This window comes from Sphingorhabdus sp. YGSMI21 (assembly GCF_002776575.1).
Lineage (GTDB): Bacteria > Pseudomonadota > Alphaproteobacteria > Sphingomonadales > Sphingomonadaceae > Parasphingorhabdus.
In genome coordinates this window covers 1,774,976-1,795,520 of record NZ_CP022548.1, presented here as the reverse complement: position 1 = coordinate 1,795,520, position 20,545 = coordinate 1,774,976, and the positions used below count along the sequence as shown (strand labels likewise).

Annotated in this window: 19 protein-coding genes; 5 read left to right on the top strand and 14 right to left on the bottom strand. The window is 60.6% G+C overall.

Features of this window, described 5'->3' with window-relative positions:
* Nucleotide 1: 1 nt before the first annotated feature.
* From CHN51_RS08765 to CHN51_RS08730, 8 genes are all read right to left on the bottom strand, one after another.
* Complete coding sequence (locus CHN51_RS08765) at nt 2-844, bottom strand: DUF5694 domain-containing protein (protein ID WP_100093674.1); 843 nt, start codon at nt 842-844, stop codon at nt 2-4.
* Between the two features lie 52 nt (nt 845-896).
* Nucleotides 897-1,358 (bottom strand): HK97 family phage prohead protease, encoded by a 462-nt coding sequence (locus tag CHN51_RS08760; protein WP_240616926.1) that lies wholly within the window; start codon nt 1,356-1,358, stop codon nt 897-899.
* The gene (locus CHN51_RS08755) at nt 1,355-1,663 is read right to left on the bottom strand and encodes a DUF6127 family protein (RefSeq protein WP_100093673.1); all 309 of its coding nucleotides are present in this window, start codon (nt 1,661-1,663) and stop codon (nt 1,355-1,357) included. Before CHN51_RS08755 ends, CHN51_RS08760 begins: the two co-directional genes overlap by 4 nt.
* 214 nt (nt 1,664-1,877) lie before the next feature.
* A complete protein-coding gene (locus CHN51_RS08750) occupies nt 1,878-3,014 on the bottom strand; it encodes a phage portal protein (protein WP_100093672.1) in 1,137 nt (378 codons plus the stop codon).
* A gap of 123 nt (nt 3,015-3,137) precedes the next feature.
* The gene (locus tag CHN51_RS08745) at nt 3,138-4,526 is read right to left on the bottom strand and encodes a terminase family protein (protein ID WP_100093671.1); all 1,389 of its coding nucleotides are present in this window, start codon (nt 4,524-4,526) and stop codon (nt 3,138-3,140) included.
* Nucleotides 4,519-5,007, bottom strand: a complete 489-nt coding sequence (locus CHN51_RS08740; protein ID WP_100093670.1) for a hypothetical protein — start codon at nt 5,005-5,007, stop codon at nt 4,519-4,521. Before CHN51_RS08740 ends, CHN51_RS08745 begins: the two co-directional genes overlap by 8 nt.
* Nucleotides 5,008-5,192: 185 nt before the next feature.
* Nucleotides 5,193-6,974 (bottom strand): cyclic nucleotide-binding and patatin-like phospholipase domain-containing protein, encoded by a 1,782-nt coding sequence (locus CHN51_RS08735; RefSeq protein WP_100093669.1) that lies wholly within the window; start codon nt 6,972-6,974, stop codon nt 5,193-5,195.
* Nucleotides 6,975-7,050: 76 nt separating this feature from the next.
* The gene (locus CHN51_RS08730; RefSeq protein ID WP_100095494.1) at nt 7,051-8,121 is read right to left on the bottom strand and encodes a DUF2855 family protein; all 1,071 of its coding nucleotides are present in this window, start codon (nt 8,119-8,121) and stop codon (nt 7,051-7,053) included.
* A gap of 145 nt (nt 8,122-8,266) precedes the next feature.
* On the opposite strand from CHN51_RS08730, the gene CHN51_RS08725 reads away from it, so the two are divergent.
* The 3 genes from CHN51_RS08725 to CHN51_RS08715 all read left to right on the top strand — a co-directional run bounded on the left by CHN51_RS08725 (nt 8,267) and on the right by CHN51_RS08715 (nt 12,088).
* Nucleotides 8,267-9,823: an alanine/glycine:cation symporter family protein gene (locus tag CHN51_RS08725; RefSeq protein WP_240616925.1), complete on the top strand. Its 1,557-nt coding sequence runs from the start codon at nt 8,267-8,269 to the stop codon at nt 9,821-9,823.
* Nucleotides 9,824-10,057: 234 nt separating this feature from the next.
* On the top strand, nt 10,058-10,639 hold the full coding sequence (locus tag CHN51_RS08720; RefSeq protein ID WP_100093667.1) for a YqaA family protein: 582 nt from the start codon (nt 10,058-10,060) through the stop codon (nt 10,637-10,639).
* 75 nt (nt 10,640-10,714) lie between these two features.
* Complete coding sequence (locus CHN51_RS08715; protein WP_100093666.1) at nt 10,715-12,088, top strand: glutamate--cysteine ligase; 1,374 nt, start codon at nt 10,715-10,717, stop codon at nt 12,086-12,088.
* A gap of 153 nt (nt 12,089-12,241) precedes the next feature.
* On the opposite strand, the gene CHN51_RS08710 is transcribed toward CHN51_RS08715, so the two are convergent.
* The 4 genes from CHN51_RS08710 to CHN51_RS08695 form a co-directional block, all read right to left on the bottom strand.
* The gene (locus CHN51_RS08710) at nt 12,242-12,796 is read right to left on the bottom strand and encodes a hypothetical protein (RefSeq protein WP_100093665.1); all 555 of its coding nucleotides are present in this window, start codon (nt 12,794-12,796) and stop codon (nt 12,242-12,244) included.
* Between the two features lies 1 nt (nt 12,797).
* Nucleotides 12,798-13,178, bottom strand: a complete 381-nt coding sequence (locus CHN51_RS08705; RefSeq protein WP_100093664.1) for a PadR family transcriptional regulator — start codon at nt 13,176-13,178, stop codon at nt 12,798-12,800.
* A 286-nt stretch (nt 13,179-13,464) separates the two neighbouring features.
* Nucleotides 13,465-14,574: a DNA polymerase IV gene (dinB, locus tag CHN51_RS08700; protein WP_100093663.1), complete on the bottom strand. Its 1,110-nt coding sequence runs from the start codon at nt 14,572-14,574 to the stop codon at nt 13,465-13,467.
* A gap of 39 nt (nt 14,575-14,613) precedes the next feature.
* Nucleotides 14,614-16,185: a pentapeptide repeat-containing protein gene (locus CHN51_RS08695; protein WP_164089062.1), complete on the bottom strand. Its 1,572-nt coding sequence runs from the start codon at nt 16,183-16,185 to the stop codon at nt 14,614-14,616.
* A gap of 142 nt (nt 16,186-16,327) precedes the next feature.
* Between CHN51_RS08695 and CHN51_RS08690 the strand changes: the two genes are divergently transcribed.
* Nucleotides 16,328-17,536, top strand: coding sequence for a multidrug effflux MFS transporter (locus tag CHN51_RS08690; RefSeq protein ID WP_240616924.1), 1,209 nt, complete (start codon nt 16,328-16,330; stop codon nt 17,534-17,536).
* Nucleotides 17,537-17,577: 41 nt separating this feature from the next.
* Nucleotides 17,578-18,012, top strand: a complete 435-nt coding sequence (locus tag CHN51_RS08685; RefSeq protein ID WP_240616923.1) for a DUF2147 domain-containing protein — start codon at nt 17,578-17,580, stop codon at nt 18,010-18,012.
* A 266-nt stretch (nt 18,013-18,278) separates the two neighbouring features.
* Here the strand turns inward: CHN51_RS08685 and CHN51_RS08680 are convergent, their stop codons facing one another.
* Complete coding sequence (locus tag CHN51_RS08680; RefSeq protein ID WP_100093660.1) at nt 18,279-19,289, bottom strand: SO2930 family diheme c-type cytochrome; 1,011 nt, start codon at nt 19,287-19,289, stop codon at nt 18,279-18,281.
* A complete protein-coding gene (locus CHN51_RS08675) occupies nt 19,289-20,482 on the bottom strand; it encodes a parallel beta-helix domain-containing protein (protein WP_100093659.1) in 1,194 nt (397 codons plus the stop codon). The genes CHN51_RS08680 and CHN51_RS08675 overlap by 1 nt, the downstream gene beginning before the upstream one ends.
* Nucleotides 20,483-20,545: the final 63 nt, after the last annotated feature.

The window sequence follows — 20,545 nt, the reverse complement described above, 5'->3', positions numbered from 1 at the left end:
TCTATTCGGACAGGGCGCCAGCAGCCTGCTGCAAATAGGGCATCACCGGCTCCAGCTCGTAGCCTTGTGTTTTCTCGACCATTTCGCGCAGCCAGGCCCGGTGGCCGCTGCCAAAGATCAGGATTACCCGGTCACCCGGCTGGGTCACCTGCACCAGCTTGTTGAATATTTTCGCGTTGCGCATAAACCAGTAGGCCGCGAGCTCGGCGCCCGTCTGTTTTTCGCCCTGCCCGATGGTCATGATGTTCCAGTAGAAATCGTCCGGCAGTGTGTCGCCATTCCAGAACATGAGCAACTCGGGAATGGACTTGCTCTTCTGCTCCTCTTCAAACCTGGCCATCATCGCACCGAAATCCGACATGATCTTGAGGCGTTCGGCCTCGCCGGTTTCCTCGGCCTGTTGCTGGACGCTGCCATAGGGAAAATAGTCCGGTTCTCCCTCTGACGGCTGTTCATCAATCGCATAGACTCTTTCAATGCCGGCGGCATGGGCGACCCGATAACCCATTTGCACCACCTCGTTGCGTTCCTTGGTCAGATCCTCCGGTTTGAAACCACTATAGCCTGTATCCGCATAAGGCGGCTCGGCCGACGCTTCGACCGCGACAACAGTGGGTTGGAATGTCTTCAAGGTCTCGGCCAGAGCCTCAAGCTCCTTTTGCCGCTGCGGTGTCAGCACATCATCAACCTTGGCATTGTTCAGATCGGCTCCGGGATTGGCAAAATGATAGACACCCAGCACCATGACCCGCACGGGTTCAGGCGCTTGACCGGTGGTGTCCGCCGCCAGAGCCGGCTGAGCCGCAAAGCAAAGCGCCAGCAGGGTCGCAAAAAGGGCTTTCATATATCTTTCTCCGCAGTGTATTGCATTACTAATACTCTTGAGAAGGACACGATCAAGATAAATCGGCATCTCGTTCAACCCGGTGAACCTGCGCCAGTCCCTGCATCGGAAATGTCACCAGCGAAATTTCTGCTACGTCGAGATCCAGAAGCTCGCGCGGCTTCTGACCGGAGGAACGGTTCACCCGATAGCCGAAACTCAACCCCCCGAGAGCGCCGCTCGCCAGACCGGCCACCGCATCCCGCCCCGCCCGCGTCGCGGTCGATATGGTCCCGATCACCCGCAGTCCGCGCCGGTCCTCGCGCACATAGTCGACGCGGCCGATCTGCTGGCGCGGATCATGTTGCCAGAGCAACGGCAAGGATTGCCCGTCCGCCAGATCGCCGAACGCTCCCGGCCGGATGATATCGCCGCCCTTGTCGATCCGGTTGAAGATCGCGGCATAGCCGGCGAAGCGAATATCTCTTGGCCCATCCCCTTCAGGGAAGGGACCTATTTGATCCAGTTTCTTCACGATATCAGGTGTCCCAGACCCAAGCGCATCGCGATGCCGACCAGCAGCAGTGCCAGCGCTCCGCGAATTATCCAGCGGATCGCCGCTTTCCACGCGCTCGCCTTCGCGTCGCGCCAGGCGCGAAGCAGCTCGCGCAATTCATCAATATCATCCTCGGCACCGGGATCAGACAGCCCCAACCGGTCGAGCACCCGCACCGCGCCGCTGTCCGTCGCCTCCTCGACAATCGCGCGCAGCGTCACCAGATCGGCACCATCGCCTTCCGCCTGCGCCATCAGGCGGGCGAGCATTTCGTTGTTTTGCATTTTGTATAAAACTCCGTTTTAACCTCAAACGCCGGGCGGCCGCATCCGCGCCCTTGGCTTTCGCGCCAATAAGGCGCGGCGGCCAGTCGGCCTTGCCTCGCTACGCTCGGTTGATGTCCTGCTACCGAGCGAAGCCGAGGCAAGCGCGACCGCGCGCCGGGCGAAAGCCCGCCCCGTCGGAGGCGTTCGCGCAGCGAACTGCCGCGAGACAAAATTACACCCCCAGCATCGCCCGTTTCTCTTCCGGCGACAGAAAATCCGCCTCGCACACCTGCTTCCACAGCCGCTCGCGATCCTCCGACAGCGCCGGGATCTGGTCGCGATCCACCGCCAGCTTCGCATCCGGCCACCACGCACCCAGCGCCCCCGACAGCCCGTCCAATATCTTCCCCGCCAGCGGCAAGATCGTCAGCCGCCACAGCGCCCGGTTGGCCTCGCGATAATTGGCGTAACTATTATCGCCAGGCAAACCGAGCAACATCGGCGGCACGCCAAAAGCGAGCGCAATCTCCCGCGCCGCCGCCTCTTTCAACGCGACAAAATCCATGTCCGCAGGGGTCATGCTCATCGACTGCCATTTCAGACCGCCCTCGAGCAGCATCGGCCGCCCGGCATTTCCGGAACCGGCAAAGCTCGCATCCATTTCGGCCTTCAGCCGGTCGAACTGCTCCCCGGTCAGCGCCGACCCATCGGCACCCGGATCATAGACCAAAGCGCCCGATGGCCGCGCCGCATTGTCCAATATCGCCTTGTTCCACTTCGCCGCCGCATTATGCACCGCCACCGCTTTCGCCGCCGCGCCAAGGCAACCATGTCCATAATGGTCATCGGTCGGGTGGAAGCCCTTGAGGTGAATGATCGCCGGACGACCCATTGCATCCCGCGCGGCAAAGCGCGTCCGATGTTCGCCAGCACGGTAATTATAGGCGACCGGCCAGCCCTTGGCATCGGGTTCGACGGTGATCCGGTCGGGGCGCAGCGCATAAAGTTCCGCCGGCTGATTCTGGTCGCCGCGGATCACCTGCACATAAGCATTGCCATGGAGCAACAGATGCGCGGCAATGGTCTCCAGCAAGGACTGGCTCGTGCCCGGTCCACCGACCAGCGCCACGACCTTGTCATCCAGCGGCAACAACGGCGCGCCGCCCACACCCTCCGCGACAATCCGCACTGCTCGCTGGGCAATGGCATTCTCAACATAAGCCTCACGCACCCGGCCCTCATAGGAAAAGGGCGCGTCCCCTGAAAGAGCCGCGCCACCATAGGTGCCGATATAAGACCGCCCCAAAGGCGGCCGCGATGGTCCACCCCCGCCCTTGAAGGCGAGCGCGATATTTTCCCAGAATGTCATATATACCTTCCTTGATAACACAAAGATGTGCTCCGCACTCAATGCGGAGCTCTGGAGGCTAGGAACTGAACACCGAGAGGGCTCCGCATTGAGTGCGGAGCACATAACACTCAGCGGGCATTACTACCGCACCCGCGGCTCCCGCGCCTTCCCCAACATCAACTCCGTCAAAGCCCAGACCAGAGCATCGGCCCGGTCCGGCGAACGGCCTGGGCCTTCATAGCCGCCGCCGACCAGCAGGCCGCACATCTCGTCTTCGAGCTCTGGAAACGCGCCGGCATGATGCACCCGCCCATTTTCATAAAGCGCGGCCACCGGTTCCGCCCTTGCAACCTTGCCGCGCGAGGCGTGGACCAGTTTCACCGGCAGCGAAATCTTCACCGCCTGCAGTACAGATTTGACCATCGCCCCGCCCTGATTGGCTTCGGCAATGACACGGTCGGCATCGAAACGGTCCGCCGCATCCGCCACCTTGCGCGCCCATGTTTCGGGACTGACCCTTTCCACGCTGCAGTCGGCCAGCACATAGGCTTTGCCGTCTGCGCCGAGTCCCGCGACAATAATCCCGCAGGCGTCGCCATTTTTCGAGGCCGGCGGATCAACGCCGATGACGATGCGGGCAAAACCAGTCTCCCGTTCGTCTCGAGCGCAGTCGAGAGACCGGTTCGCGCTATCCAATGTGTCTCGACTTCGCTCGACACGAACGGCGTTGCTAGAAACCCGACATCCCTCAATCATCGCCCTTGTCCACAGCGCGCCCTCGACATCCTCGATCAACTCGCCATCCAGTTCCTGCCGCCCCAGCCTCGTGCCACCATAATCCGCCGTCATCGCGGTGAGAAAAGCCACCGGCAGATGCAGATCATTATCCAGCGTCCGGCCCTTACTGACAGCAATGTCCCCGCTCACCAGCGCCCGCACCAAAGCCACCGGACGCGGCGTTGTGGTCGCCACCAGTTGCGGCCGGAAGCCGAGGCGCAAACCCATTTTCAGATTGTCCCAGGCCGCTTCCGCCTGCCCGGCATTGTTCATCCATTTGGCAATCTCGTCACACCAGCCATGGCTGTGCTGCGGTCCGCGCAGCCCCTCCGGTTCGGCGGCAGAATAGAGATGCGCCTGCGCGCCATTGTCCCAGGTCAGTCGCTTCAGCGACGGTTCCCACACCGGCCGCTGCTTGGGTGGCGCGATCGACAATAATCCGCTTTCTCCTTCGACCATCACCGAACGGGTTTCGGCATAATTGGCCCCGACCAGCGCAAACCGGGCGCTGCCATCACCCTCGGCGATGCTCCGCACCCATTCCGCTCCGGCCCGGGTCTTGCCGAAACCGCGCCCCGCCATGATCAGCCAGACCGACCAGTCACCTTCGGGCGGCCGCTGTCCTGGCCGCGCCCAGAAATCCCAGCGGTACAGAAATTCCTGCTGCTCTTGCGTACTCAAAGAGGAGAAAAACGCATTGCGTTCCCGCGCCGTCAATTGGGCAAATAGCTCCGCCTCGGAGATATCATTCATCATTGTCGGACGTCGCCGGCTTTCCCTCTCCTTCGGCCAGCGCCCGCCGGCGCAGCAGCTTCATCCGCATATCCCCCAGCTTGCGATCAAGATCGATACGCACCTGATCCGGGTTGATATCCTCTTCGATCGCCCGGGTCAGCGCCACCATCTGCTTGTGTGCCAGCAGCAGTTTGACGCCGATACCGTCATTATAGTGCCTGACCGTCGCGACCTGCTCTCCGTCGTGAAAAACCGGTTGTTCCACTCCGTTGCGAGCGCGGTTGAGCATATCCATTTCAAGCAGTTCGTAACCGGCGGCTAGCGAACGCATCCATTGCTGGAAAAACTCCGGATCCCGCTCACGCCAGCTATATACTGTCGATACAGCAACACCGGCGGCCTTCGCCGAATTCGCCACATGCGAGCTGATCGCGAGCTCTTTCAGAAATTTCAGCTTGCGCCGGTTGTCATAACATCCCCTGACTATTGATCTTGGCATAATATACTCCGTGCCGGATCGACGCGAACCGTCCGGACATAAAAAAGGGCCGCCCGGTCAGAACGGCCCCGCCTGGATTGGCGGAGACGTTCAGAGCCGGTTGGCCCGAATCACAATTTCGCGATGTTCCTGATATGTACCTAAACAGCGTGACGATGTCAAGAATTATTTACCTATTTGGTAAATTATATCCCAAGGTCAAGCTTGGGAATGACCTGCTCACCAATATATTCTGCAGCCATTTCCGCCAGTTTCCGGCCAAGGTGCCAGTCCAGGATCTGCATATCAGCGATGATCGGCGGATTGACCAATATGTCCTGTTCGCCGAGCATTTCCTTTGACGCCATCCGGCTGGCCACCACCATCGAACGCGACATGATCTCGACAATCGACGGAAATTGCACCGTCTGCTTTCGGCGCAGGATCACATCGCGCAGCAGGCTCCAGCGCCCGCGGATATCGTCATAATGCGCCTCGGTCCGCCAGACCTCGTTCGGATCGCCCAGCGACACCACCATATTCGGGCCGGCCTTCAGCCCGTGCATGATCCTGACCGGCACATTGTCGAGCACCCCGCCATCGACCAGGATATTGCCCTCGCCATCGATGAACGGCGGCAATATGGTCGGCAGCGAGCCCGAGGCCCGCACGCATTCCCATAATGGTCCGCGCCGGTGGATATGCAGGCCGTTGGTCGACAGGTTGGTCGAGACGCCAAAGAAGTTGATCGGCTGGTCGGCAATATCCTTCGTGCCGTACCGGGTCCGCAATTCGCTGTCGAACACCGTCGGATCGAGCAGCGAGTAGATCGGCAGGGTGAGGCGTTTCATGGCTTTGGCGTGGATGAACATCGCCTCCATCTGGTCGAGCGTCTCGTCCACCGACATGCCGCGCGCGATCGCGCCGCCCATCGCCGCCCCGGCGCTGGCACCGCCGATAAAGTCGATCGGGATGGCCGCCTGCCGCAAGGCCTTGATCACGCCGAGATGGGCGCAGCCCAGCGCGCCGCCACCGGCCAGCACCACGCCGATGGCCCGACCGGTCAGGAAGCGGGCGACCTTGGCAAAATCCGCATCATGGTCGAGCGCGACATGATGGTGCAGCTTTGGCGCGCGCGGATCGATCCAGTCGCCGCTGTGGCTGATCGTCTTGCCGGCGTTCGCGCGGAGCAACAGCAAGGTGCGCTGCGGCTCGGCGATCCAGTCCATCGCCGCTTTTTCCATCGCATTGGTTTCGGGATCCGCCTGTCCGGGCCGCGCCACCATCACCAGCGCATCGGCGTTGCGGCAGACCATCTGCCCCCAGTCCTCCGGCCCGCTGCCGTCGATCAGGATATAGGCGCCCTTCGCCTCCTGTTCCGCCAGCCAGGCCTGATATTCATGCGCATCGGCGGCCTCGCTCGTCGCTCTATCGACCGGCACCACCGGCGTTTCCGTCCGGACAACACCCGTGAAAGCCTCCGCCATGCGCGCCAGAAAACCGTCCGGCAGCTGGCTGGTCCCGGCGGGCAGCATCGCGATCACCCGGGGATTTTTCGCGGTTATCGACGCGGTCCGCGCGGTCGCAACCGCCAGCCGTTCGGACACCAGCTTCAGCATGGCTGCATATAGTTCGGGATGCGCGCGGGCGATATCGTCAAAGGCGCGCCGGGATACTTCCAGCACGCTCGAATCGCGCATCGCGACGACATCGGCGGTGCGCTTCCCGCCAGCGAAAAAAGCCAGTTCCCCGACCGCTTCCCCGCTTTCGATATGGGCAACGATCCGGGTCTGGTTGACCACCACCCGGAACCGGCCGGATTCGACAAAATAGAGCGCGTCGGCGGCGTCCCCCTGCCGGACCAGAGCTTCTCCGCCGGCGATCCGCTTCACAACCGAGACCGACTGCAGCGCGTTCAGGGCTTCCGGTGTCACATGCTGAAACAGCACATGGCTTCCCAAATCCGGCAGTCCTGTTGGTTCAGCCACGCTTTGCCCTCCATCGGTGCGACCCGATCGGGACCGTTATCCTGCCATATTGCCCGACAATCAAGTCATCTCGGCCCTAGGCCAGATGGCACATCAGGCCGCGGCTGGGATCGACTTCATTGGCCAGCATCGAGAGATAGGCGGATTGCAGCGCATCTCGCCCTTTCAGATCCTCGATCTGCAAATAGTCGCTGGCGCCCGACACAAAGGCGGAAAATTGCGCGTCGACCCGCTCGCGAAACGCCACCGGTCCGATTTCCTTCATCAGGCTTTCGGCCGCGGTCGGGGCAAAGAAAAGCTCCGGCTTCGGTCCCTGCAATTCCTCGCCGCCGCCGCGCGCTGAAATATGGGTCGCGCCGACCAGCGAGCTGAATTTCAACTGGTCCCCCCAGTGGCTGTGGATGGCACCGAGCAGCTTGCTGTTGCCGGCAAAGTCAACCGAAACGGTCGGGGTCGCCGTGTCGGCTTCCGCCAGATTGTCATAGGTGAGGACCGCGTCATAGAGGCCGGATGTCTCGACGAAAGCCTTGTTTCCTGCCGAGGTCAGGCCGATGCGCCGGATTTCGGGACTGAGGCTGCGGGCGACCATCGCCAGAGCCAGCGAGGTTTTTGACGACGCGCTGGTCATCAGCAGGGCTTTGGCCCCGAACCAGTCGTTCGACCGCATGAAATGCTCGATCAGGAAACTGGTGGTAAACAGAGGCTGGAAAATCGCCCGTTCCGCTTCATGCGCGCCCGCGTCCGATCCCAGCCGCTGATATTGATTGTAAATGATGGCCAGTCCCTGCCGGTGTTCGGCCCCGTCGACGAAGCCGCCGTCCTGCACATTGGCCGGCGTGACCAGCAAATGGCTGGCCATCGGCAGATAGCCGTAGACCCGCTCGCCCACCGCGATATCGGTATTTTCCGAGGCTACGACCTTCGCGAAGCCCCAGACCGGAACAATGCCCCATTCCGCATCGCCGGTGGGGAAGAAATTCCAGTAGCCGAACCCGTCGCCGACCACGGCATAAGTGATATTATTGGCCGTCAGGGCGTATTTTTCGACCGCCAGCAATATTTGCCCGTCGGCGAGCGACGGCGCGGCGCTTTCCCGCCATTGCGATTGCGCGAGGTCATCTTTCTTCACCCAAAGGCTGTGCATCATTTCATCTCCATGCTGTTTTGCGATTTTCATCCAGCATAGGCTCTGCCGCCAAGATGGCAAAAGCATTTGCCAAAAAGCCTCCGCCTGCTAATCCTGCCGCACGGGATAGAATATGCGCCAATGCGCGCCATCGGGGAGAAGTTTTGTGAGTACAGCACCTGTTTCAGGTCTCGAAGCGGCGATCGAGCCGATCACCAATGTGTCGGATTTCATATGGGGCGGCAGCTGGGCCGGGGTGGAAATCCTGCCAATCCCGCCGATGGTGGTGATCCTGCTCGGTGCCGGCATCTATTTCATGATCGGTCTGCGCGGCTATCCGCTGCGCCGTCTTTTCCCCGCACTGGCAGGCTTGTTCAAAAAGTCGGACAACAAGGGCGCTGGCGAAATTTCTCCATTTGCAGCGCTGTCGACAGCGCTTTCCGGCCAAGTTGGCACCGGCAATCTCGCTGGCGTTGCCACCGCGATCACGCTCGGCGGACCCGGCGCAATTTTCTGGATGTGGGTGACGGCCCTGTTCGGCATGGCGCTGGCCTTTGCTGAAGGCTCTCTGGCCGTGCGCTTCCGTTCACAGGCTGCTGACGGCACCTATCGCGGTGGCCCGATGACCTATATTTCCATCGGTCTGGGACCGAAATGGACGTGGCTGGCGGTTCTGTTCTGCCTTGGCACGCTGTTTTCCGCGCTGGTCACCGGCAACGGCATCCAGGCCAACAGTCTTGGTGACAGCGCCAATGAACTGTTCGGCATTCCCGAATGGATCGGCGGCGCCGTGGCGGCGGTTGCCGTATTCGCGGTGATTATCGGCGGCATCAAGTCGATCGGCAAGGTTGCCGAAACCATCGTCCCATGGATGGCCGGTGCCTATCTGCTGATGGCAATGGCTGCCCTGCTGATCAACCTGCCCTATCTGCCGGAAACCTTCGGCCGTATTTTCGACGGCGCGTTCAACGTCCAGTCGGCCAGCGGCGGCTTCCTCGGCGCGGCGATCATCATGGCGATCCGCGCCGGTGTCGCGCGCGGACTGTTCTCCAACGAAGCGGGACAGGGTTCGACGCCGATCGCCCATGCCGTCGCGCAGACCAATGATCCGGCCGCACAGGGCCGTTTCGCGATGATGGGAACCTTCATTGATACGGTCGTCATCTGCACGATGACCGCATTGGTCATGCTCACCGTGGCCGGTGACTTCACCTTCACCGACGCCAATGGCGTCACCCAAGCGGTAGAACATGCCTGGCAATCGGATCTGCAGGGCTTTGCCATGACCTCCGGCGCTTATGCAGCGGCCTTCCCCTATCTGGTCTTCGGCATTCCCGTCGGTACTTTGGTGGTGTCGGTGGCGCTGATCCTGTTCGTCTTCACCACATTGCTCACCTGGAGCTATTATGGCGAGCGGGCGATCACCTATCTCTATGACCGTCTGCCGGGGTCCAGCCTGAAGGGCGAGAAAACCCTGCACATCATCTGGCGGATATTGTGGTGCGTGGTGATCTTCGTCGGCTCCTTCGCGCCGCTGCAGCTGGTCTGGCGTCTCGGCGACATTTCCAATGCCGCAATGACCCTGCCCAATATCATCGGCCTGCTGGCGCTCTCCGGCGTCGTCTTCGCCCTGGCAAAAGGCAATCGCTCCGCCGGCACCGACCATGGCCGCGAGACGCCAAAAGAGCTGCTCGAGGAAATCACCGGCGCACCCGGTCACTAGATGGAGTGTTCTTTGCACCTCAGGCGCCGGGCGGGCGCATCCGCGCCCGTGGCTTTCGCGCCAATAAGGCGCGGCGGACGCCATCTACTTTCTGTAGCGGCCTTGCCTCGCTACGCTCGGTATCATGACCGGAAAACCGAGCGAAGTGAGGCAAGCGCGACCGCGCGCCCGAGCTTATGCGAGGAAAGCCAAGCAGGCGGATGCGCCCGCCCGGCGATTGAGGTCTAAAAAATAATGCTCAAGAAACTCTACGAATGGATGCTCGACAAGGCAGCCCACCGGCAAGCCCCGAAATGGCTCGCCGGGATCAGCTTTGCCGAATCCAGCTTCTTCCCGATCCCGCCGGACGTCATGCTCGCGCCCATGTGTCTGGCAAAGCCCGAAAAATCCTGGTGGTATGCCCTGATCTGCACCGTCGCCTCGGTGCTCGGGGCGCTGCTCGGCTATGCCATCGGCTATTTCGTCTTTGAAACCGTCGGCATGCCGATTCTCGAATTTTACGGCGTGACCGAGAAATTCGATATTTTTGCGCAGAATTTCAACGAACAGGGCTGGATCGTGGTGCTGCTCGCCGGCTTCACGCCGCTGCCGTTCAAGGTGATCACCATCGCCGCGGGCAGCACCGCAATGCCGCTGCATATCCTGGTCGGCGCGGCGATTATCGCCCGTTCGGCGCGCTTCTTTCTGGTTGCGGCGCTGCTGCGCTTTTTCGGGCCGCCGATGAAAATCTGGATCGACAAGAATTTCGCGTTCGCCACCACAGTGGTCGGCATATTGTTCGTCGGCGGTTTCGCCGCCGTCAGCTGGTTGCTCTGACAAGCAACAATAGCTTTCAGCGGATCAGTATTTTTTTCAGTGGCCTAGCCACCGATCATTTTCTAAGGCTGGATGATGAGCACTAGACAGGTTTCAGACAGCAACGATCCTGTGATCGAGAATATCGGCCAGCTGGTCGAACCCATGGTCGGAGGCGAGAAGGCCAAGGACCGCTGGCGGATCGGCACCGAGCACGAGAAATTCGTCTATTCCACCACCGACCATCACGCGCCGAGCTATGACGAACCCGGCGGCATCAGGGACCTGCTCCTCGCCATGCAGGAATTCGGCTGGAAACCGGTTGAAGAAGGCGGCAAGGTTATCGCCATGTCCGGCAGCGACGGCGCGATCAGCCTCGAGCCAGCCGGCCAGCTGGAACTGTCCGGCGCACCGCTGGAAAATCTGCACGAAACCTGCAACGAAACCGGCCGCCATTTGCAGCAGGTCAAAGCCATCGGCGAGAAGACCGGTACCGGCTTTCTCGGCATGGGCATGTGGCCCGACAAGACCCGCGCCGAACTGCCGATCATGCCCAAGGGCCGCTACCAGATCATGCTCGACCATATGCCGCGCGTCGGCAATCTCGGCCTCGACATGATGCTGCGCACCTGTACGATCCAGGTCAATCTCGACTATGCCAGCGAAGCCGATATGGCGCAGAAATTCCGCGTCGGGCTGGCGCTGCAACCGCTGGCCACCGCATTATTCGCCAATTCGCCCTTCACCGAAGGCAAGCCCAATGGCTACCAGAGCTTCCGCAGCCATATCTGGTCGGACACCGATCCGCACCGCACCGGCATGCTGCCCTTCGTATTCGAGGACGGCTTCGGCTACGAACGCTACGCCGAATATATGCTCGATGTGCCGATGTATTTCGTCTTCCGCGACGGCAAATATATTGACGCTGCGGGCCTCAGCTTCCGCGATTTCCTGAAGGGCAATCTTTCGGTCCTGCCGTGCGAGAAACCGACCATGTCCGACTGGAACGACCATCTTTCGACCGCCTTCCCCGAAGTACGCCTGAAAAGCTTCCTCGAGATGCGCGGCGCCGATGGCGGCCCGTGGAACCGCATCTGCGCCCTGCCCGCATTCTGGGTCGGCCTGCTCTATGACCAGACGGCGCTCGATGCCGCATGGGACCGGGTCAAGGGCTGGACCATGGAAGAACGCGAAGCACTGCGCAACGGCGTGCCCAAGCTCGGGCTCGATACACCGATTCCCAATGGCCAGACGCTGAAAGACCTGGCCTTGGAAATCCTCGACATATCGTCGGCTGGCCTCACTGCGCGCAACCGTCTCAACACCAGCGGCGACAATGAAAGCGGCTTCCTCGATCCACTCCGCGAAGTCGTCGCCAAGGGCAAGTCACCGGCAGCACAATTGCTCGACCGCTATCATGGCGAATGGAACGGCGATGTCAGCCGGATCTATGACGAGATGAGTTTCTGAACACCCTCACTGCGCGTCGCATAGATTTGTGCTCCGCGCTCGACGCGGAGCCCTGAAGGCAAAAAGCGTTCTTTGTAATGCAGAGCTCCGCATCAAGTGCGGAGCACAGGCCCACACCCGCTCGGTGGCCGACGCACTACGAACGGCCAGAACTCAGCTCTTCAGTTTCAAAACCCCGAGCAGCCTGCTGGTCAGAAAAGCCGCGCCGATGCCCAACAGGACCGCGACCGGCGTCAGCCACCATCCCATTAGCTCGTGCGTACCCGCCGGAACTTCCGACAAAGCGCCGATCACAACGGATTCCCCCGATTCATTCGCCCAGAAGCCGACCGCATCGGGATCGACCAGCTTGTAAAGACCGATAATGATCAGGGTCGCAGCCGTGACATAGCCGACCAGAGCGGTCGCGTAGCGCAGTCCGCTCGTTGCGCCCCGTTTCACCCGCTGGATTGCCTTGAAGCCGCTGGGCGGCGGAGCACCCTTCAAAATATGGTCGACATATTGGCTGGCGAGATCGCGCGGCTGGCCGAAGCCTTCCAATATGGCCGAAGCATCGATCATTTGACCGTTTTCTTCCCGCATTTCCATTACATCATAGATATGGCTCTCGATTTCGCGCAGCACGTCATCGGCATCTTCCTGGTCGAGGCGGGACAGGAAGCGCATCAGCGATTGCAGGTAATCGTGGATCATCTCGCGGTCTGACATATCAGTCTCCTTTCGGGCGGATCGGTCCCGGCCCGGGATTGTTCAATAAGGTTTCAATATCTTCGATGGATTTGCGCCAGCGGATCGTCAGATCGGCCAGCTTCTCCTCGCCCTTCATGGTGAGCTTGTAATATTTGCGAGGCCTTGTTTCGCCCTCTTGCTGCCAATGGGCATCGACAAGGCCGTCCCGTTTCAGCCGGTCCAGTAGGGGGTATAAAGTCCCTTCGGTTATCGCCGTTGTCTCGAGCGATTGCAGCTGGCCGAGCAGCTCGAGGCCATAAAGCCGCCGCTCTTTCAATATCGCCAAAATGACCAGCTCCAGCGTTCCCTTGCGGAGCTGGGCATCCCATTTCGACTCAATATGTGCTTGCGTTTCCATCATGGTGCCTTGCTTAACATTGTTACTATGTATTGCAGGGTATAATTTATGGCAAGGCTAAACCTCTGCAACGGCGAGGGGCATGGCGATGTCAGCCCGATCTACGAAGAAATGTGTGTCTGACCACCCGTGTCCTGCGCGTGATCGTGCTCCGCGCTTGACGCGGAGCCATGGCGACAAGAACCTGTCATATTGTGCCGCGCGTCTCCCGCGGAGTCCCGGGAGGCAAGAGCGCGCGTTGTGAAGCAGAACTCCGCGTCAAGCGCGGAGCACCTCGCTCTTGCCCCCGCTAAAATTCGAACGCTGCCTGCTCACTGTCGTCGGGCGGTTCCACTGCGTTCGCTTCCGCGCCTTCCAGATTGGCCAGCGTCAGTCCGAGCAGCCGCACCCCATTTTCCACCGGCATGATACTCGCCAGCAAGTCCCGCCCGATGCGCGCAAATTCATTCTTGTCCGCGACATAATGATCCACCGAGTGGGAACGCGTCACCTGCCGGAAGTCGGCATATTTCGCCTTCAGCGTCACCGTCCGTCCGCGCACCTCGCATTTCTCGATGCTGTTCCAGACGATATCGATGATCGTCTCGAAGGCGTCGTGCATGTCGCTGTCGCTGACCAGATCGTCGCCATAGGTCCGCTCTCCACCGACCGACTTGCGGATACGGTTTGACCGCACTTCGCGATGATCGACGCCGCGCGAGGCGCGAAACAGATAGCCCGCCGACTTGCCGAAATGCCGACTCAGGAAATCCTGCGATTGCGCGCGCAGATCGGCGCCGGTGTGGATGTCGAGCTTCGCCATCCGCTCCGCCGTCTTCGGGCCAACCCCGTAAAAGCGCCGCACCGGCAGCCCGGCAACAAAATCCGCGCCCTGATGGGGCTTGATCACGCAAATGCCGTCGGGCTTGTTCTGGTCCGAGGCGATCTTGGCAATGAACTTGTTATAGCTGACCCCGGCGCTGGCGGTGAGACCGGTCTGCTTTTTGATTTCGGCGCGAATCATCTCGGCGATTCTTGTCGCATTGCCGATCCCCATCTTGTCCTCTGTCACATCGATATAAGCTTCATCCAGCGACAGCGGCTCGACCAGATCGCTGTGCATGCGGAAGATCGCCCGGATCTGCTGAGACACCTCGCGATAGACCTCGAACCGGTGCTTGACGAAAATCAGATCGGGGCAGCGCCGTTTGGCGGTGACCGACGCCATGGCCGAGCGTACGCCAAATTTGCGCGCTTCATAAGAGGCCGCCGCCACCACCCCCCGCTTCGACGAGCCGCCCACTGCCACCGGCTTGCCACGCAGCTCGGGAAAATCCCGCTGCTCGACGCTGGCAAAAAAGGCATCCATATCGATATGGATGATCTTGCGCTGGAGCAGGTCTGGAGCGGAGTCGGACATGGCCTAAGTCTAGCGTCTGTTTTGCCGCTTGGGGAGAAGCTACATGTCCTCGTTCAGCGATTTCCGATAGCGTTCGATCAGCGCGTCACTGACATTGGCGCGGATCGTCTCGCCGAAACCGGCGCGCATCCCGCAACTCATGATATCTGCCGCTTCGGGATGTTTTTCATAATCCGGATGGCCTCCTGCAAATATTTCCAGCCGGTTTCCAAAAATCCGGAAGACCGGATTCGCCGCCCCTTCGGACACCGGGATATACCAGCCGGATGAATTGTCGAGATAGAGATGGGAGGCGTAGATGCTGCACAAATGCGCATTGGCACCCACTGCATTCCCCTTGATCGCATAGAGCCCGTCATCGCCGCGCTCGATCAATATCTCGGTCATAGAGGCACCGATCAGAACCGGTGCAATTTTGCCGAACAGATCCGACCCGGCCATGGCAGCGGGCAAGGGCAGCAGATCGTCGACAAACAACGCCGCCTCGCCGCGATCCAGCCAGTCCTGCTCGCCCAGCAGGCCAAGCAATTGCCCTTTCCGCGTGCTGTAGCTTTCCCGGATGCAATCTCCGGGATATTCCGCCGCGTCGCAAAGATTGCGCTGTTTCAGCCAGGCCCGCTGGCTGTTCTGCACACCGGCATCCTTGGCCTTCGCCCGCTTGTACAGGTCTGCAATCGCCCGATCCGCCGCGCGCAGATCATCGGCATATTCGCCGCAGATTTCGCGCTCCACCTTGCTGGCCGCCTTGCCGCAGTCGAAGGACGGGTGCGTTTGTGCCGTCTCCTCCGCCACATTTCCGGCCAATAGCTGCTTTGCTTCTTCGCTGGTCAGGCTCGCATCATATTCGCCCCCGCGCAGGATCACCGCGCCGTCAAAATCGCTTTTCGCCAGATAGGGCAATTGGCGGGGTCCGATAATCGTCCCGTCGATTCTGGCGCCGGCCAGGTCGACAGCATGCAGACCAAAGCTGTGCAGCGTGGCATCGGTGAAATCCGCACCCCTGGCCGTCATCTTCGCGCCGCCCTGATAGACCGGACAGCCATCCGGCACCGTTATCCCGCAGGCGAAGGTGAAGCCTGACATATCGGCGCCATCGAGATCCCAGCCCTCGACGCTTCCCTCGAACCAGCCACCGTCAAAATGACCATCGGAGAAATCGGCACCCTTCGCCGTGACATTTTTCAGACCGGCGTTGCGGAACAGGACGCCGGACATATGCACGCCGTTCATGTTCGCACCGCTCAGATCGGCCTTGATGAAGCCCGCCCCCGGTGCCAGCGCGCCCGCGAAATTGGCGCCTGACAGATCGCTTTCCTCAAAGCATATGCCGGGCAGCGACATTCCGCTGAAATCCCAGCCGGAAAACCGGCCGCCCCTGATGAAGGTCACATCCGCTATCCGGCGTTCGGTCATATACGAAAAATCGGCGAGAGATTCTATTCGTTCGCCATCAACCTCTTCCCGCGCGATATCCGGCTGGCCGTCGCCCCAGATATCGCCCGAGGCAGAAGCGCAGCTGGTCCCGGCAGCCGCGGATTCTGCCTGTGAAGCGGTCGTGCCGGCCAGCGTCGCCATGACCAGCACAAGCTTTGGCAACCATGGCTTTGGCATTCCCTTTTCCCCCGTTGGCAGAGCCCGGCAAAGGCTCGGGCTGTTCATTTACACTATAGCCACAACCGCCTGTTCTTGCCATAGGCCACCGGTGCAACGCAAAGCTCTCCCCTTCCCCATAGGTCGCACCGAACTTGTCATCATGATGGCCAGCCTGATGTCGCTGAACGCGCTGGCGATCGATATCATGCTGCCAGCCCTGGGGCTGATCTCCGACGACTTTTCCCTCCCCAGCGTCAATGACCGGCAATGGACGATAACATCCTATATTTACGGCATGGCGATCGGCTCGATCCTGTACGGGTCGCTGGCGGACCGATACGGTCGCAAGCCTGTGCTTCTGGTGACCATCTCCATCTACACCATATTTGCCATATTATGCGCGCTTGCCTGGGATTATCAGTTACTGCTGATCGGCCGTTTCATCCAGGGGCTGGCCGCCTCGGCAATGGGTGTGCTGGCAAACAGCATCATCCGGGACCGGTATGACGGCGACGCCATGGCGCGGTCGATGTCCACCATCATGATGGTGTTCATGATCGTCCCGATCACGGCGCCGCTGGTCGGGCAGATGGTCCTGCATGTTGCGCCCTGGAAGGCGATATTTCTGGTTCTGGCTACCGCGGGCCTGGCGACCTTTCTATGGGTGAGCAGCCGCTTGCCCGAGACCCTGCATCCCGACGACAAGACGCCGATCCGGTTCAAATCCGTTGCATCGGCCTGGTATAATGTGATCTTCAACCGCAACAGCTTTGGCCATGTCATCGCCAGCGGCCTGATGATGGCCCCGCTTTTCGCCTATATCGCCTCGGCACAGCAGATATTTTTCGACATATTCGATGCCGGCGATATTTTTGCCTTTATTTTCGCCTTGAGCGCCGGCGCGATGTCGATCGCCAGTTTCACCAATTCGCGGATCGTCATGCGCTTTGGCGCACGCCGGGTCTCGCAATCCGCGCTGATCTTTTTCATCTTCGTATCGATCGTCCATTTCATTCTCGCAGAGGCTGACATGCTCAATCTGTGGTCGTTCACAGCGGTACTGGTGCCCTCGATGGCAATGGTCGGTTTCACCGGCGCGAATTTCAGTTCCATCGCCATGCAGCCGTTCGGCAAGACGGCCGGCGTGGCTTCCTCCTTCCAGAATTTTTCCCGTTCCGGCCTCTCGGCGATGATCGGTGCAGCGATCGGGCTGCAATTTGACGGCACGGTCTTGCCGCTCGCCACGGGCTTCATGGTCTGCGGCATCGCGTCGCTGGCCTTTGTGTTCTGGGCCGAAGAGGGCAAGTTGTTCCGGCGCGTTCAGATTGGCGTAACCCGGGACAAGCTAGCAAAGCTCGACGATTTATAGAGATATCCCGAAAATCGGAGATATCGCCGGGGAGCTTGATCATGCCTAAACGGAACGCCGGTATGTTAGCGGCAGGACTGGCCTTTGCCGCCCTGACGGTTGCCGCTCCGGTACAGGCCGCGGATTCGATCCAGGGTGAATGGATCACGCAAGACCGCGATGCCATCATCAAGATTTCAAAATGCGGCGCCAGCGTCTGTGGCCGCATCCATAAATATCTGGTGCGGCCGCCAAACGGAGTGGGGCAGAAGGATGTCAACAATCCCGACAAAAGCCTGCGCAGCCGCACCTTGCTCGGCATGGCGATTTTGACCGGGTTCAAACCCGATGGCGATATCTGGCGCGGCAAGGTCTATGATCCGAAATCCGGTAGAACCTATCGTTCGGAAGTCAGCCTGAACTCGGCCAACAGTCTGAAGATGAAAGGCTGTGTCGCCTTCATCTGTCAGGGACAGAACTGGACCCGGGTGAAATGATTGTTTGTTAACCTCAAGCGCCGGGCGGGCGCATCCGCGCCCTTGGCTATCGCGCCAATAAGGCGCGGCGGCCGGTCGGCCTTGCCTCGGCTACGCCCCGGTTCGAAACTGACCACAATTGGGAGAGCCTCACCGACGCGAAGCGGAGGCAAGCGCGACCGCGCGTCGGGCATTAGCCCGCCCCGTCGGAGGCGTGAGCGGAGCGAACTGCCGCGAGACAAAATACATAGGTCCGGGCCCAGCGCTTGAGCTCAAACAAACATCCCCTATTCCATCTCCGCGATCCATTCGCTGAGCAGCGCGACGCCCTCGTCATGGACGATCGAGCGCCCGACTTCCGGCATGGAGATGCCCGGATCAAGGCTGTTCAGCCGGTAGATCATGATGCTGCCGTCCGGATCGCCTGGCGCGATGTCGAAATCATGGCTACCGCTGCCCCGGCCCGCGGCGACCGGGCGTTTGTGGATGCCGATACGGACCGGCATGTCCTCCTCATAGGTCAGGAACAGGCCCGAGTTGCTCGCTGAACCACGGACATTGTGACAATGGGCGCAATTGACGTCGAGATAGCCGCGCGCGCGATCGTCCAGCTTGCCGCCGGTCTCCCCCCAGAGCGGCACGCGATAGTCAACCTTGGGTGCCCGGTCGATCAGGCCGAGCTTTGCGAATTGATCAAGCTGTCCGTCACGGGTCAGATTGCGCGCCTTGGGGCCGATCGGCGTCACCGCTTCCGACAGAGCATGGCATTCCTTGCACTGGTTCTTGTTTGGCACGGCATAGCTGATCGACCGTTCCCGTCCGGCCGGGTCGGTGAAAGTGACCGGGATGCGCGCCCCCGCCACCTTCAGCTTCGCCTCGGTCTGCTCCTCGTTCCAGACATAGGGCAGCGCCAGCCAGCCGTCGGCGCGGTGCAGCAGCACCCGGGTCTCGAGCAGCATCGGCTTGCCATCGCGCTCGTAACCGAAGCTTTTGATCAGCGCCGACCCCACCGGAAATTCGAGCAACCCGTCGCCACCGGCCTGCGCCTGCTGCCCCTCGGGCACATAGATGAACCGGTATTTTTCCGCATAATCGGAAAATAAAGGCGTGTTCAGTTGATAGGGCACCACCCGCTCGTTCGGCTGCCAGCCGGCGGCATCCTTGAAGAAGCGATAATCCGACAGCAGCCGCGGCAGGCCGTCGGACATTATCACCCCGTCGGCCACGCCCGCCGGCTCGCGCGCGCCCGCTGTAAGGGCCAGCGCCAGAACCGCGCACGCAGAAGCCAGCAACCGCATTATCGGATCGCGTCTTCCATCGCCTGCGGCAGGGTGATCGGTTTCAGCTGCCGCCCGTCAAACGGCTCGCTGGCGCCCGGCACCAGCGACGGCCTGGCTTCGGCCAGCGACTGGCCCGGTGCGGTCAGCCCCAGCGACAGGATCGCTACATCATCGCCAATCAGGATATTCTCGCCCGTGCCATCCTCGATAATCGGCGGAATAGCACCGCCAAAGGCGGCCTTCAGCTGTGCGCCACCCTTGAAGACCGGATTATAGCCGGCCCGGCCATGGTCATTCTCGAACACCCGCACGCCGATTGGCTTGGGGTTATAATTGGGGTCATCCTGCCCCTTGGTGTAGGAAACAATCAGGACATTGCCCGTGCCATTCTCGGCGAAACGGTTTTCAAACACCTCGACCTCATAATGCGACATCACCATGACCCCCATGCCGGCTGGGACATCGGCGACAATATTGCCTTCGGGCGCAAAATTCGGGGTGTTGTTGTCGACCACAATATTGTCGAACACGCGGACATTGCGGCCGCCCTGTTTCGGGATATTGGGCAGATCGAACACCAGGATGCCGCCGGTATTGTTCACCGCGACATTATTATAAACGTCCGCGCCGACGCTATTCTCGATCTCGATCCCGGCGACGTTGAATTTCGCCACGCTGTTGCGGACGATGATATTTTCCGACTGGCCGACGTAAATCCCGGCATCGGACGAACCGATCGTGATCACACTGTCGACCAGTATATTGCTGCTTTCCACCGGATAGATGGCATAGGCGCCATTGTCCTTATGCGGCCCACGGGTCCATTCGACCCGCACCTTGTAATAGACGATATTGTCCGCGCCTTTCGACTTGATGCCGTCGCCCTTGCTGTCCTCAATCGCGAAATCGCGCAGCACCACATGGTCGGATGTTACCAGCAGGCCTTCACCGGCGCCGAGCTGTCCGGCGAAATTGAGCACCGTCTGGTCCATGCCCGCGCCGCGCACGGTGACATTATCAACATCCAGAGAGAGACCGTCGACCAGATCGAACCGGCCCGCACCCAGTTCCACGACATCGCCAGGCTCGGCTAGGATCAGAGCTTCCTGCAGCCGCTCCTGCGCATCGTCTCCGGCTTCTACATTGATGCTTTTGGCCAGCGTCGGGGCACTCAGGCACAGCGCGGTGGCCACCAATAGACTGCGTATCATATCTCTCTCCTCCAGGAAGCCGAGATAATGCCGCAAAAAAGCGGTGATGCCAAGGGCATTGAC

Coding starts and splice junctions, on each gene's coding strand:
- CHN51_RS08765 (WP_100093674.1), bottom strand. CDS start 844: ATGAAAGCCCTTTTTGCGACCCTGCTGGCGCTTTGCTTTGCGGCTCAG.
- CHN51_RS08755 (WP_100093673.1), bottom strand. CDS start 1,663: ATGCAAAACAACGAAATGCTCGCCCGCCTGATGGCGCAGGCGGAAGGC.
- CHN51_RS08750 (WP_100093672.1), bottom strand. CDS start 3,014: ATGACATTCTGGGAAAATATCGCGCTCGCCTTCAAGGGCGGGGGTGGA.
- CHN51_RS08745 (WP_100093671.1), bottom strand. CDS start 4,526: ATGAATGATATCTCCGAGGCGGAGCTATTTGCCCAATTGACGGCGCGG.
- CHN51_RS08740 (WP_100093670.1), bottom strand. CDS start 5,007: ATGCCAAGATCAATAGTCAGGGGATGTTATGACAACCGGCGCAAGCTG.
- CHN51_RS08730 (WP_100095494.1), bottom strand. CDS start 8,121: ATGATGCACAGCCTTTGGGTGAAGAAAGATGACCTCGCGCAATCGCAA.
- CHN51_RS08720 (WP_100093667.1), top strand. CDS start 10,058: ATGCTCAAGAAACTCTACGAATGGATGCTCGACAAGGCAGCCCACCGG.
- CHN51_RS08715 (WP_100093666.1), top strand. CDS start 10,715: ATGAGCACTAGACAGGTTTCAGACAGCAACGATCCTGTGATCGAGAAT.
- CHN51_RS08710 (WP_100093665.1), bottom strand. CDS start 12,796: ATGTCAGACCGCGAGATGATCCACGATTACCTGCAATCGCTGATGCGC.
- CHN51_RS08705 (WP_100093664.1), bottom strand. CDS start 13,178: ATGATGGAAACGCAAGCACATATTGAGTCGAAATGGGATGCCCAGCTC.
- dinB (WP_100093663.1), bottom strand. CDS start 14,574: ATGTCCGACTCCGCTCCAGACCTGCTCCAGCGCAAGATCATCCATATC.
- CHN51_RS08695 (WP_164089062.1), bottom strand. CDS start 16,185: ATGCCAAAGCCATGGTTGCCAAAGCTTGTGCTGGTCATGGCGACGCTG.
- CHN51_RS08690 (WP_240616924.1), top strand. CDS start 16,328: ATGATGGCCAGCCTGATGTCGCTGAACGCGCTGGCGATCGATATCATG.
- CHN51_RS08685 (WP_240616923.1), top strand. CDS start 17,578: ATGCCTAAACGGAACGCCGGTATGTTAGCGGCAGGACTGGCCTTTGCC.
- CHN51_RS08680 (WP_100093660.1), bottom strand. CDS start 19,289: ATGCGGTTGCTGGCTTCTGCGTGCGCGGTTCTGGCGCTGGCCCTTACA.
- CHN51_RS08675 (WP_100093659.1), bottom strand. CDS start 20,482: ATGATACGCAGTCTATTGGTGGCCACCGCGCTGTGCCTGAGTGCCCCG.